The sequence below is a fragment of the Endozoicomonas sp. SESOKO1 genome, assembly GCF_024606265.1.
Lineage (GTDB): Bacteria > Pseudomonadota > Gammaproteobacteria > Pseudomonadales > Endozoicomonadaceae > Endozoicomonas.
Map to the genome: position 1 here is coordinate 21,663 of NZ_JAHHPP010000164.1, position 13,654 is coordinate 35,316.

The following is a 13,654-nucleotide window of genomic DNA, read 5'->3' on the forward strand; positions in this document are numbered from 1 at the left end:
GGTGGAATGACCAGATTCAAACTTAATCCGCTCAACCAGCGTCGTTGGCAGAATTTCAAGCAGAATCGCCGGGGCTATATTTCACTCTGGATATTCAGCATTCTCTTCGTCATAACCCTGCTGGCAGAGGTGGTGGCCAACGATAAGCCACTGCTGCTCTGGTACGACGGCAGCCCCTATTTCCCGACCCTGGTCACCTATCCGGAAACCACCTTTGGCGGTGAGTTTGAACTGGAGATGGACTACCGACAAGACTTCGCCAGAGAGCTGATCGAGCCCAGGGGATGGATGCTCTGGCCGCCCATTCGCTACAGTTACGACACCATCAATTACGCCCGTATTGCCCCCGCCCACCCTTCCCTTGACAACTGGCTGGGCACCGATGACCAGGGTCGTGATGTGCTGGCACGGGTGATTTACGGCTTTCGCATTTCGGTGCTTTTCGGTTTGGCACTGACCTTTTTCAGTACCCTCATCGGTGTTGCGGTTGGTGCCCTGCAGGGCTTTTACGGCGGTAAGATCGATTTGTTCGGACAACGGTTTATTGAGATCTGGTCAGGCATGCCCAATCTCTACCTGTTGATCATCCTGGCCAGTTTTGTCGAGCCGGGGTTCTGGTGGCTGCTGGGTATCATGCTGTTATTCCAGTGGATGGCGCTGGTGGATGTGGTGCGTGCCGAGTTTCTCCGGGGCAGAAACCTGGAGTATGTGCGCGCCGCCAGGGCCCTGGGGATGACCAATGGGCGCCTGATGTTCCGGCATATTTTACCCAATGCCATGATTGCTACGGTCACCTTTATGCCATTTATTCTGACCGGGGCCATTACCACCCTCACCTCGCTTGATTTCCTGGGGTTCGGCCTGCCCGCTGGCTCCCCTTCCCTTGGCGAATTGATTGCCCAGGGCAAAAACAACCTTCAGGCACCCTGGCTGGGTATTACGGCATTCCTGGTCATGTCCATTATGCTGACATTACTGGTGTTTATTGGTGAAGCGTGCCGGGATGCGTTGGATCCGAGAAAATACTACTCACTCTGAACAGCGATGACTGGAGAACCGTTATGGATAACCCATTATTGGCAATTAACGACCTCAGGATTCGTTTCCAACAGGGAGAGAACCGTGTTGAAGCCGTTAAAGGGGTGTCGTTCTCTGTCAATGCCGGAGAAACCGTTGGCCTGGTTGGGGAGTCCGGATCCGGCAAATCCATCACTGCCCTGAGCATCCTGCAGCTGCTTCCAGACAATGCCCATTGCTCTGGAGAAATAGCTTTTGCCAATGAGGCACTGCTGGATTTTTCCAAATCACAAATGCGAAAAATTCGTGGGCACAAGATCAGTATGATCTTTCAGGAGCCAATGACGGCACTCAATCCGCTGCATACCATTGAACAGCAGATAGGCGAAGTACTGGCGATACACCTTGGCCTGCAAAGCAATGATGCAACGGCAAAGACACTGGAACTGCTGGAACTGGTGGGTATCCGTGATGCCAGCAACCGGTTGAAGGCCTATCCCCACGAACTGTCCGGTGGCCAGCGACAACGGGCAATGATTGCCATGGCCCTGGCCTGTGAACCAACACTGCTGATCGCCGATGAGCCAACCACCGCCCTTGATGTGACCGTACAACGACAAATCCTCAGTCTGCTGGCAGAACTTCAGCAGAAGCTGGGTATGGCCATTCTGTTTATCAGTCATGACCTGAACCTGATCCGTCATGTGTCGGATCGCATCTGCGTGATGAAAAACGGTGAGATTGTTGAACAGGGACTCACGGAATCCGTATTCAAGGCACCTCAGCACCCTTACACCATCGACCTGCTCAATGCCGAACCTGTGGGGGAACCTGAACCACTGAACGGACAACCCACGCTCCTGGTCACTGGCGAAAAGATCAAAGTCTGGTTCCCGATCAAAAAAGGCTTTTTCAAGAAAACCGTGGGCCATGTAAAGGCGGTCACTGATTTATCCCTCACCATTCACCAGGGCGAAACCCTGGGCATTGTGGGTGAGTCCGGATCCGGTAAAACAACCCTGGGCATGGCACTGTTGAAACTGCAGACATCAGAAGGCCTGATAGCGTTTGAACAGACACGTATCGACACTATGAACCAGAACCAGTTCCGGCCACTGCGACGGGAAATGCAAATCGTGTTTCAGGATCCGTTTGGCAGTCTCAGCCCACGCATGACGGTTGCTGATATTGTTGGTGAAGGTCTGGATATTCATAAACTGGCCACTGAAGCCAATCGTGATGAACAGATCATTGCTGCATTGGATGATGTAGGCCTTGACCCGGAGTGTCGCCACCGTTACCCCCATGAGTTTTCCGGTGGCCAGCGCCAGCGTATCGCCATTGCCAGGGCTCTGGTGCTGAAACCCAGACTGATGGTGCTGGACGAGCCAACGTCAGCGCTGGACAGAACCGTCCAATCCCAGATCATCGATTTATTGCGCAACCTGCAGAAAAAATACCACCTCAGTTACATTTTTATCAGCCATGACCTTGCCGTGGTTAAAGCCATGAGTCATCGAATTATCGTGATGCAGGGAGGAGAGATTGTCGAACAGGGAACTACCCAGCAGATTTTTAGTCAACCTGTAGAAGTCTATACGCGAGAATTAATCAGTGCTGCTTTTGAATCACAGAAAAGCGCTTAGGGGAAAAGCACAGACAAACATACCGGAACCAAAACCAGATACAGATGTCATACATTTAAACTGTGAGGTTTTTATATGAAAGTATCCAGCGGTGTTGGCTGTGCAATGTGTCAACATTTAGAAAATTGCAGCCCCTTCAAACTAACATGCGGACATGCTTTTGGTAGATCATGCATACAGAAATCGATCGAAAGTTCTGGCCAAAAGAACTGCCTGATATGTACAAAACAATTCACTGATGACGAAATAAAACAGATAAACCACTTTTCTCTGTATGATCGAGTGGTAAACATTTCCATAAAAGCTTTACCAATCTTTGGCAAAACTTCTTTGTTTTTTTTCTGCGGCTACGGCGGCGCCGTTGTCCATGACGTAATTCGTGATGGGTCTTTGAATCCTTCCTTAATCCCTTACCATGCTGCCTCTATTGCTGCGTTTTTACCCGCAGCTACTATCGGGGCTCTTGGGGCTGCTGCTGATATCCCTGCACATTTTGCCACAGCTGCCGGAGCTGCTGCTGGAGCTGCTGCCGGGGCTTTTACGATGGCTATGTTTGAGCAAGCTGCAGCTGCTTATCCTTATAGCTTACTCATTCGGGGGACTGCTGCGGGGATGTCTGCGGCTGCTTTGGCATATCTCGCAAAAGATTGAGCATATTTATCCGGTATGCATACAGCACTTCCGGAATTGCTAAACACGCGCCAATTTCCGAATTCACCGGAACAAACCTGCGCACTTATCAAAGTGACATCAGATTAAGCCATTAGCGGTTAAAGTTGTTATTAAAAACTTTGGGTTTTCTTTTCGCTGGAGTTCGTTGTCCGGATTCCCTGTGTCGAGCCTCATTCACTCTTAATGGACGTCCGGCCACTTCCTTGCCATCCATAGCCCTGGCAGCTTCAGCTTCCGTTTCTTTTTCAAAGGTGATAAATGCAAAGCCCCTGGAGCGTCCCGTCTCCCGGTCCCTCATCAGCTTGATATCTTCAATAACACCAAATGATTCGAAAGCCTGTTCAAGATCCTCTTCAACGGCGGTATAAGTCAGGTTACCGATGTATAAAGTCCTTTTTTGCATGGAAAAACTCTGGTTTTTTCTGGATTGAACGCAAGTCCTTGCGTAGATAGACGGTACAAACATCAACAAAGTGTAACAGTGATCAGATTCTCACATTACATTGTTGTTGTCTACGTTGCTGTCTACGTTGCTGTCTACGTTGCTGTCCACTGGCTTATCGGCAGCCTTCTGATGTTCCTTAAGAGATCCCGTAATAAAAAAGCGCACAAAGAAAAAAACATTCTTTGTGCGCTCGGTCATTCATGTTGTAAATCAATTACTGGACACTTTCATTTTCAGAAAAGACGCCTTCAAACAGCGCTGTGGAGAGATAACGCTCTCCTGAATCGGGCAGGATAACCACAATGGCCTTACCTTTGTTCTCTGCCTGCCGTGCAACCTTAAGGGCAGCACTCACTGCAGCACCACCGGAAATGCCCGCCAGGATACCCTCTTCCCGCATTAGCCGATGGGCAGTTTCCATGGCCTCCTCATTGGAAACCTGCTCAACCAGGTCCACCAGCCGGAGGTCGAGGTTTGCCGGGATAAAACCGGCACCAATCCCTTGTATCTTATGGGGTGCAGGCTTCACTTCTTCACCTGACAATGTCTGACTGATGACTGGTGAGGCACTGGGCTCAACTGCTATCGATTTGATTTTCCGGCCCCGGATCTCCTTGATGTAACGGGATACACCTGAAATAGTTCCTCCCGTACCAACACCCGCTACAAAAATATCGATTTTGCCATCCAGTGCATGCCAGATTTCCGGACCGGTTGTTTCCTCATGAATTCGGGGATTGGCAGGATTCTCAAACTGCTGAAGCAGCAGATATTTTTGTGGGTTTTCTGCAGCCAGTTCTTTCGCCCTGGCAATAGCGCCTGGCATGCCTTTTGCCGGCTCAGTAAGAATAATGGTAGCGCCAAGGGACTTCATGACTTTACGACGTTCAAGACTCATGGAAGCGGGCATGGTCAGCGTCAGTGGTATTCCCCGGGAAGCCGCAACAAAGGCCAGGGCAATGCCGGTGTTACCACTGGTGGGTTCAATCAATTCCATCCCCGGTTGCAACTTTCCAGCGCGCTCCGCATCCCAGATCATGCTGGCACCAATGCGGCATTTGACACTGTTCGCAGGATTCCTGGACTCAATCTTCACATAAATCTCATGGCCCTTTGCCAGACGGTTTAATTTTACCAGTGGCGTGTTGCCAATTGACTGGGAATTATCCTGATAAACCTGTGTCATAAATTCTTTTCCTTATGAAAATCGCTGTTTTTCATACCCTGTTTTTATGACGTGAGAATATCTTGGTCAGTGTAATGCCGTAAAGTAATTTAAAATTATAAATTTATATAAAAATATTTATCTGTTGTAGAGCCTGTTTAATTCTTTCATTAGAGTGTTAGAACCTGTCGGCATATCGGGGTGAACTATTTTTGCCATATTTCTATAATCCTTAATCGGATTACCCGTCAGTGTATAACCAATTGCCTGGGCAAAACGTTGATGATTTACATCGCGCTTATGGCTTCTATTCTCTGAAGAGGTAAAGCCGTCACCTGCCGTTTGGTCATTTTCATCAACAAATGCCCTATACTCTGCTTTTATCTCCTGCGCTTGTTTGACCTCTCCGTTGAGGATACAGAATCTCATTGCCATATCGATCAGGTTGGCACTGCCAATGCCATGGCTGAAAAGAAGCCGGGTAAAGGTCATAATTTGAGCGAACTTCCTCATCGTCATACCCTTCTCAGCCAAAGGCAGCGCGTTTTGCAGCGCCTCCGTCAGGATCTTCCGGGCAATGGAACGAGCGGCTGCGTCAAGCACTACCAGATTTAATAGCCTTTTGGCATTTCTTCTTTCGTCCCATGTCTGGGCCATTTTTTGCAGAACTGTTCGAAACGTAGTGGCCTCAAGGTTCGCGCCGTATTTTGTTTTGAATTCCAGTGCCCACTCAAACTCGTCATTGAGAACACACATCCCCAAGGCCATATTCGCCAACGGACGGCCGACAAGATCATACTGGAAAAAAATCTGGGTAAATGACATGATTTTGCCGAAATTATCCCCGCTCATACCCTCAACCTGGGGCAGCTTGTTATGCAGAAACTCCTTCAGGATTTTCCGGGCAATGTTACCGGCGGCTGCGTCGGGCAAGATCAGCCCCAATAGACTATAGGTCTTTTTTAAATCCAATGTCTCGGTCATTTTCAACAGAACTGTTCGGAAAGTAGTAAGCTCAAGTTGTGCCCGATGTTTTGTTTTGAACTCTTGTGCATCCTCAAGCTCAGTGTTGAGAACACAGATTTTCAGGGCCATATTCGCCAGCTCAGGGTTAACAATGCCGAAGCGGAAAAAAAGCCGGGTAACTGCCATGATTCTGCAGAAATTCATTCCACTCATACCCTCGGCCTGAGGCAAAGTGTTTGCCAACCTCTCTGCCAGAATTTTGCTGGCTGTGGTACGGACTGCGTCGTCTGGCATGACCAATATCAGCAGCATTTTGGCTTTACTGATGTCTGCTTCATTAATTGACTGACGCAGAGCCGATGCCAATGTGGATAGATCCAATTGCCCCCCAAAGTAGCATTTAAACTCTTTTGCCTGATTTAATTCTGACCTCTGAACACTGATTGCCATGGCTTTATTGACCGACTCAGGAGCCTGGATACCATTGTCCAAAAAGACTTTGACAAAATTCATCAACTGTAAGTAACTGTGATCACTCATATTCAAAGCCTGGGGCATGGCTTTTTGCAAGACATTACCCAGTACCATTCGGGCAATCTCCTGAGAGGCATAACCGGTCGATGACAATTCCAGTAATTTCCTCACCTGATGGGCATTCCTGGTTTCTGCGGCATTTTCCAGAGCCACTTTGAGAGTTTCTGCGCTCACGATAGCGCCATGGTCATTGACCAGCCGTTGTGCCAGAGGGAAATTCCTGTTGAGGATTGCTTCATGCAGTGTCACCGGATTTGGGGTATCCAGCGGTGCTTCAGCCGCCGGTTCCAGCCCAACGGCTGCAACTTCACTGCTATAATCAGCGCTGTCCAGCTCGGACCTGCATACCGGACAAGCCAGAACGTGCCCAACGACTCTATACTGCACCGCCAGGGCGGCAGAGGCTATTTTCCAGTCTTCAAAACATTTAGGGTGAAATGCATGGCCACAGCGAGGGACAGTGATTTTCTTTTCAAATTCCTCCAGGCAGACAGCGCATACATTTGTGTCGTCGCTATTTTTACTGGACGTTTGGCTGGAAGTGGAAGGGGCTGATGAAGCCTTGGCCCACGATGATGAAGAATTGATCGGTTGCACAGAGTAATACTTCTTAAACAATATTACCAAATAGGACAGCAATCGGAACGGAAAGTTCAAAAACCGTCTGCACCGGGAGTTAGAAAACACGATGGGTATTATTTATCGAAAAGCCTGTTTAATTCTTTCATCAGTTCGTCAGAACATTGCTGTTTGTCAGGGTGAACCATTCTCGCCATACATCTATAGTTTTTATCCGGATCATCTGTCAGAGTGTAACCAATTTTTTCGGCAAAACCTGGAATTGTGTGTCTGTTATATTCTGATTGATGGTTTACTTCAGGCGTATGGTTTCTTCCCTCTGTAAAGGTAAAGTCATCGTCATCGGGTGTCTGGTCAGTTTCATCAACAAATTCCGCGTACTTTGCTTTTATCTTTTGTGCATCATTGACCTCTCCCATGAGTCTACAGATTCTCAGTGCTGCATTGACCAGCGCGGAGTTGACAATGCCAAAGCGGAAAAAAAGATGTGTGCAGTCCATGATCATGCGGTAATTGGAGTGGTTCATATCCACGGCCTGCTGAGTCAACCCGTTTTGCAGTAGCTCCGCCAGGAATTCCTCGGCGATGGTCTGAGCGGCTGCATCAGGCATTATCAGATTTAATAGGTTCTTGATTATATAAACCTGCCTGGAATCCAATCTCCCAGCCATTTCCTGCAGAATTGTCTGAAAGGCAGGAGGTTCAAGTTTTGCCCTGTAGGTTGTTTTATATCGTTGTGCATGATCAAACTCATAGGTGCGAACACAGAATTCCAGGGCCATATTCGCCAGCTTGATATCATAAAAGCCATGGCGGAAGAGAAGATTAGAAAATCTTATGATGTCGATGCATCTGGAATAGGTCATACCCTCGGCTTGAGTTATCCCATTATTCAGTACTTCCGCCAGGATATCCTTGGCAATGGTGTGAACGGCGTCGTCAGGCTTGGCCAGTTCCAATAGCATATTGATTTTTCTTATATTCAATATCCTACTGGTTTTTGCTGTATTCAATACCAGGGCCATTTGCTGCAGAACTGCCCTAAAAGCAGGAGCCTCAAGTTGTGCACCGTAGTCTGTATTAAATTCTTGTGCATGCTTTAGCTCATTTTTGAGAAAACAAATTCCCACGGCCATATTTGCCAGCTCTTTGCTAAAGATGCCATGGCGGAAAAAACACCGGGTAAATTTCATGGTGTTCCGGTATTTGCCGTCACTCATAACCTCGACACCTGCTATGGCTTTTTGCAGGACACCACGCAATACGGTTATGGCAACTGCCTGAGAGACCGATTCGGACGGTGACAATTCAAGAGATTCCTTAGCCCGACGAAAATCCAGGGTTTCTGCAGCGTTTTCCAAGGCTGCTTTCAAACTGTCTTCAGTCAGGATAGTGCAGTGATTAGTCACCGGGCTGGCAAAGACAATTTTCCAGTCTCCAATGCATTTGGTACATTTGCCAAAAACAGATTGAAATTCTTGGTGAGTGACAAAGATTTTCTTATCGAATTCCTTCCGGCAGGTGGCACATACGTTTTTATCATTAGCGCTTTTATCGTTAACGTTTATGTCGGCCGTGGAAGATGATGAGGTCGAGGCCATCCATGCTGTATTGTTCATAGCTTGCATGCTAACTTCCTTTGGAATTAATTTTTTCATTTGGACAGCAATGGGAATGAAAAGTTTCAGAAACCGCCTCTGAGCTGCCGTTACAGACTCTTTTCGGCGTCATTAGTGAAGAAATGCTCAACCACTTCGGTTGCTGGCCCATAATACTGTTCATCAAACAGGGAGCCGTGATTGCCCGGCTCAAGATTCAATTCAACAGTCTTTGCTCCACCAGCCGCCGCTTCTTGAAAGAACCCGGCAGCAGGATAGACGCTTCCCGACGTCCCAATGGAAACAAAGAGATCACAGGCAGACAGTGCCTGATAGATCTCATCCATCTGTAATGGCATCTCACCAAACCAGACAATATGTGGGCGGAGATTACCGGCAACACCGCAGCATTCACATTGAGTGTCGGTGGTAACATCCTGATCCCAGTAAAAAACCTGCCCGGTATCCTGGCAGCGAACTTTCAACAGTTCGCCGTGCATATGAATAAGGCGGTTGCTCCCTGCCCGTTCATGGAGATCATCAACATTTTGTGTCACCAGAAGAAAACTGCCGGTGAAATTACGTTCAAACTCAGCAAGCACCTGGTGAGCACGGTTTGGTTCTACTGAGTTCAGCTGCCGCCTTCGGTCGTTGTAAAATCCTTGCACCAGTGAGGGGTTTCGAGCGTACCCTTCAGGAGTTGCCACATCCTCAACAGGATGATTCTCCCAGAGTCCGTCACTGGCCCGGAATGTCCTGATTCCGGACTCGGCAGAGATACCCGCACCAGTCAGTACAACGATGGATGAAACATCGGATAAATAACGCAAACAAACCTCCGATTAAATTAACGACGGTATTTAGCCGTAAAATGTATGGTTTTGCCGGTACCGGCAGCAACCTCAACACTCAGCTGGTCCGGTTTTTCCAGCGTGGCCCCCTTCACACTGTCGAGCTTTATCAGGTTAGCGTCACGCTCTTTGATTAACAGCGTAATACTGTCTTTCTGGTCATTAGAGACCCTTGCCTGCCATTTTACCACCAGCTCGTTACCGCTCTTCTGTTCAACATCAAGACGGGTCCGCTCAACACGAACGGCCAGCGCTTCTCCCATGGTCAACCAGGTGTTATCACCAGCGGTTGTCCGGGGTAACCATGAGTGACCGCTGATGATATAACCACCCTCCGGATCCTGCTCATACAGACGAAGCTCTGCTGGTGGGAGATCCAATGGTGCCTCAAACTTCCAGGTCAGTCTTGGACGTTCCACGATGGACGTTCTGCCACTGGTCGAAAGGCCATAAATATCGAGGGTATAGAGCTTTTCAAGATGCAACGCTTCGGAAAAAAGATCCATCAGCTGCCTGCTGTTGGCTGGCAGGACTGTGTCCTTTGGCAAGGTAGTCAACAGTACTTCACCGACACGTTCTCCGTAGCTGCCAGCATCTGACTCAACCGAGGCTTCCAGCATCCGGCTCTTTTGATAAATACCGGCAACGCCACCTTCACCACCGGCGACAAGACGAATCTGTGCCTGATTGAAGTTGATATTGGAACTGTTGGTTAGCAGCGTTTTTAATTCCAGACGTCCCTGGTTTTGCGGCAAGAGCGTTAACCGGTAATGGCTGTGATAACTCAATTGAGGCGTAATGTACGACAGCTTCAGAGGACCACTGACCGGCTGCTGGCCAAAATCGGCCATCAGGTATTGGAGATTTTTATCCTGATTCCCTGAAGTTGCCCGTGACAGCACTCTCAAACCCTGAGGGTCATGATAATCAATAAAATACTGACGGCCATTATTACCTTCCACCAGCCCGATTCCCTGCTGATAACTGACCAGTCTACCCTGAATGGCAACGTTCAGGCCGCCACCAAACACCTCAACGTTTTTGCCGACCAGATTCCGGTAGTAATTATCCCGGTCCAGGCCGCCCTGGTACCAGAAGATTTCCTCAGGCTGGTAAATGGTCTCGCCATCGATGTATTCAAGATACAGGCTGCCATCAAGCCGGTTGATGGGCAGACCGGAAATCTCAAGGCTGCCCTTCTTATTGGGTCGGGAATTGAATGTCTGACTGATCAGGGCTTTATCGCTGTAAAGCGTCACCACGGTCGATTGTGGCTGCTCAACATTCAACCTGCCTGGTAATCCATCGCCCGAAGCCCTGGTTACCAGAAAACCGGTCACCAGCAGGACCAGCAATGAGTGCTTGAACATATGGACTCCTGTTTACACCGCTGAATTGATGTTCCTGAAAGCACTTTAAAACGAATAGGTTGTGTTGTCGCCCATCTTCACAGAAATAAGCGCATCATTTTGCTATCAGCACATCACCCTTGGATAATGGTATTTTTCCTGACCACACACTGACACATCGACTGACACCTAAAGCCTTAAGTAATTCACGTAACCTACTGTTTTAATTGATGCAATTGCTTTGAATGACCGTATAATAATTTTGAAAAGAACGATCGTTCATTATCTTCAATCGATTATCCATCCGAGTTTGTAATGACTACTGCGACTATTGAAGCATCCCGTCATATTACTGAATCCCAATGCCCTCAACCGGAAAAAACCGGATGGATAGACCGTCATTTCCAACTGCAGGAAAAAGGCACCCATGTACGTCAGGAAGTCATGGCCGGTGTCACCACCTTCCTGACCATGGCTTATATCATCTTTGTCAACCCCCAGATTCTTTCTGCTGCAGGCATGGATGCTCAGGCCGTATTTGTGACCACCTGCCTGATCGCTGCCATTGGCAGTATTGCCATGGGCCTGTTTGCTAACCTGCCCATTGCCATGGCGCCCGCCATGGGCCTGAACAGCTACTTTGCTTTCGTTCTGGTCGGTGGCATGGGACTGGCGTGGCAGACCGGCATGGCCGTTATCTTCTGGGGTTCTTTATTGTTTGCTGCCGTTGCGGTATTTCGTACCTATATCATCACCAGCATTCCCTTAAGTCTGCGCATCGGTATCGCTACTGGCTGCGGCCTGATGATTGCCTTGGTCGGACTGCACAATGCCGGCATAATTGTCGCCACGCCAAGCACTATGGTAACAATCGGTGATGTTCGGTCCATTCCGTTTATCCTGGGTTGTGCCAGCTTTCTGCTGATGATGGTACTGGTTCAGCGTGGCTTCAAGGCGGCAGTTCTGATCTCAATTATTGCCATTACCTTTATTGGCTGGTTGTTAGGTGATGTTGAATATCAGGGGATCGCTTCACTGCCACCCAGTATTGCACCGGTACTGGGCCAGCTGGATCTGATGGGCGCTCTTGATCTCAGCCTGATCGGGGTAATTATTTCCGTTATGCTGGTCAGCCTGTTTGAATCTGCCGGCACCTTTGTCGCTGTTACGGATAAGGCCGGCCTTGCGGACGAAACCGGTAATTATCCGAACGCCACGAAATCCCTGTTTGTGGACAGCCTGAGCTCAGCTGCAGGTGCATTTATGGGCACGTCTTCCGTCTGCCCTTACGTTGAGAGTGCGACGGGGGTTGTTGAAGGTGGCAGAACCGGGCTGATGGCTATAGTTGTAGGCCTGTTATTCCTGATGGCCATTTTCTTTTCCCCCCTAGCCGGAATGATTCCAGCTTATGCCACTGCAGGTGCCCTGATTTATGTTGGTCTGCTGATGACCTCTGAATTAACGCGGGTTCAGTGGCATGACCTGACCGAAGCCGTACCTGCTTTTGTGGCCACCGTGATGATTCCCTTCAGTTTCACACTGACCGAAGGGATCGCCACCGGTTTCATTACCTACACGGTAATCAAGCTGGCGTCTGGCAAAAAGGATGAAGTCTCTCCGGTATGTGCCTTATTAACCGTGGTATTTCTGGCTCGATACGCATTCCTGTAAAGACCATAGTTTTAGCAATTTGTTACCAGCGGCATTTTTCACCTTTTAAAAGCCGCATGGCATTCTGTTATTCAGAGTTAAGAGAAACACAATGATTAAAGAAAACCTGCGCGATCTGATTGACGCTGGCGCTGCCCGTATTCCCGCTGATCTGGTGATCAAAAACGGTCAGCTGGTGAATGTGACCTCTGCAGAGATCTACCCTGCCGATATCGCCATTTACCGTTCCAGAATCGTTGCCACCGGAGATGTTGAAGCCTATATCGGTGAAAACACCCGCATTATCGACGCTGAAAACAAATACCTGGTGCCCGGTCTGATTGATGGTCATCTGCATATTGAATGCAGCAAGATGTCCATGACCAGCTTTGCCAAAGCCGTGGTGCCCTGTGGTACCACCAGCATTGTTTCCGGACTGGATCAGTATCTGGTGACAGCCGGGCTGGAAGGCGTCCGCGAGGTTCTGGACGAAATCAACCAGGGACCTTTGAAAGTCTTCTGGGGTCTGCCCTTTACTGCGCCCTACACCCTGCCGGAATCCACGGTTGGTTTTAACGTAACCCCGGAAGTGCACCAGGAAGTGCAGAAATGGCCTGAAGTGTATGGCATTTGGGAAACCGTGTCCGAGTTTGTCGAAAACAAACACGATGGGGTAATGAAAGCCATCGAACTGGCCGGTGAGAACAATCTCCCAGTATTCGGCTGTGCGCCCATGACCACGGGTACCCGCCTCAATTCCGTGCTCTGTGCCGGTGTCCGTCTTGACCATGAAAGCTACGATCACATCGAAGCCATGGAAAAAATCCGCAAAGGCATGTTCCTGCTGGTTCGTGAGTCATCTATCTCCCACTTCCTCCATGAAAATATGAAGGTGGTCACTCATATCAATCCCCGGGTTGCCCGCCGGGTCAGCTTCTGTACTGACGATGTTATTCCTTCTGAAATTCTGGAAAACGGTCATATGGACAAGCTGATTCGTATGACCATTGCTGCGGGTGTTGACCCGATCACTGCTATCCAGATGGGTTCCCTGAACAGTGCCGAGGCGTACCGTATTGACCATCTGGTCGGCTCCATCTCTCCGGGAAAGATTGCCGACATCCTGCTGGTGGAAGACCTGCGCAAGTTCAATATCGATAAGGTTATCGCCAAGGGTAAACT

At 48.9% G+C, this 13,654-nt stretch carries 11 protein-coding genes; 5 read left to right on the plus strand and 6 right to left on the minus strand.

Features of this window, described 5'->3' with window-relative positions; all coding sequences use genetic code 11:
* Nucleotides 1-6 precede the first annotated feature (6 nt).
* The 3 genes from KDK13_RS08110 (at nt 7) to KDK13_RS08120 (ending at nt 3,314) form a co-directional block, all read left to right on the plus strand.
* Nucleotides 7-1,038, plus strand: a complete 1,032-nt coding sequence (locus KDK13_RS08110) for an ABC transporter permease (RefSeq protein WP_257284473.1) — start codon at nt 7-9, stop codon at nt 1,036-1,038.
* Between the two features lie 23 nt (nt 1,039-1,061).
* Nucleotides 1,062-2,663 (plus strand): ABC transporter ATP-binding protein, encoded by a 1,602-nt coding sequence (locus tag KDK13_RS08115; RefSeq protein ID WP_257284474.1) that lies wholly within the window; start codon nt 1,062-1,064, stop codon nt 2,661-2,663.
* A 75-nt stretch (nt 2,664-2,738) separates the two neighbouring features.
* Nucleotides 2,739-3,314: an RING finger protein gene (locus KDK13_RS08120; RefSeq protein ID WP_257284475.1), complete on the plus strand. Its 576-nt coding sequence runs from the start codon at nt 2,739-2,741 to the stop codon at nt 3,312-3,314.
* A gap of 112 nt (nt 3,315-3,426) precedes the next feature.
* Here KDK13_RS08120 and KDK13_RS08125 read toward each other — a convergent pair whose 3' ends face one another.
* The 6 genes from KDK13_RS08125 to KDK13_RS08150 form a co-directional block, all read right to left on the minus strand.
* Nucleotides 3,427-3,738, minus strand: coding sequence for an RNA-binding protein (locus KDK13_RS08125; RefSeq protein ID WP_257284476.1), 312 nt, complete (start codon nt 3,736-3,738; stop codon nt 3,427-3,429).
* Nucleotides 3,739-3,994: 256 nt separating this feature from the next.
* Nucleotides 3,995-4,966 carry a cysteine synthase A gene (gene cysK / locus KDK13_RS08130; RefSeq protein ID WP_257284477.1) on the minus strand — a complete coding sequence of 324 codons (972 nt, stop codon included), beginning with the start codon at nt 4,964-4,966 and terminating at the stop codon, nt 3,995-3,997.
* A gap of 117 nt (nt 4,967-5,083) precedes the next feature.
* A complete protein-coding gene (locus KDK13_RS08135) occupies nt 5,084-7,042 on the minus strand; it encodes an RING finger domain-containing protein (protein ID WP_257284478.1) in 1,959 nt (652 codons plus the stop codon).
* Nucleotides 7,043-7,140: 98 nt separating this feature from the next.
* The gene (locus KDK13_RS08140; protein WP_257284479.1) at nt 7,141-8,652 is read right to left on the minus strand and encodes a hypothetical protein; all 1,512 of its coding nucleotides are present in this window, start codon (nt 8,650-8,652) and stop codon (nt 7,141-7,143) included.
* Between the two features lie 80 nt (nt 8,653-8,732).
* A complete protein-coding gene (cobB, locus tag KDK13_RS08145; protein WP_257284480.1) occupies nt 8,733-9,452 on the minus strand; it encodes a Sir2 family NAD+-dependent deacetylase in 720 nt (239 codons plus the stop codon).
* 17 nt (nt 9,453-9,469) lie between these two features.
* Nucleotides 9,470-10,843, minus strand: coding sequence for a hypothetical protein (locus tag KDK13_RS08150; RefSeq protein ID WP_257284481.1), 1,374 nt, complete (start codon nt 10,841-10,843; stop codon nt 9,470-9,472).
* Nucleotides 10,844-11,137: 294 nt separating this feature from the next.
* On the opposite strand from KDK13_RS08150, the gene KDK13_RS08155 reads away from it, so the two are divergent.
* A complete protein-coding gene (locus KDK13_RS08155; RefSeq protein ID WP_257284482.1) occupies nt 11,138-12,493 on the plus strand; it encodes an NCS2 family permease in 1,356 nt (451 codons plus the stop codon).
* Between the two features lie 91 nt (nt 12,494-12,584).
* The coding region (locus tag KDK13_RS08160) for an amidohydrolase family protein (protein ID WP_257284483.1) at nt 12,585-13,654 on the plus strand (1,070 nt) is incomplete at its 3' end.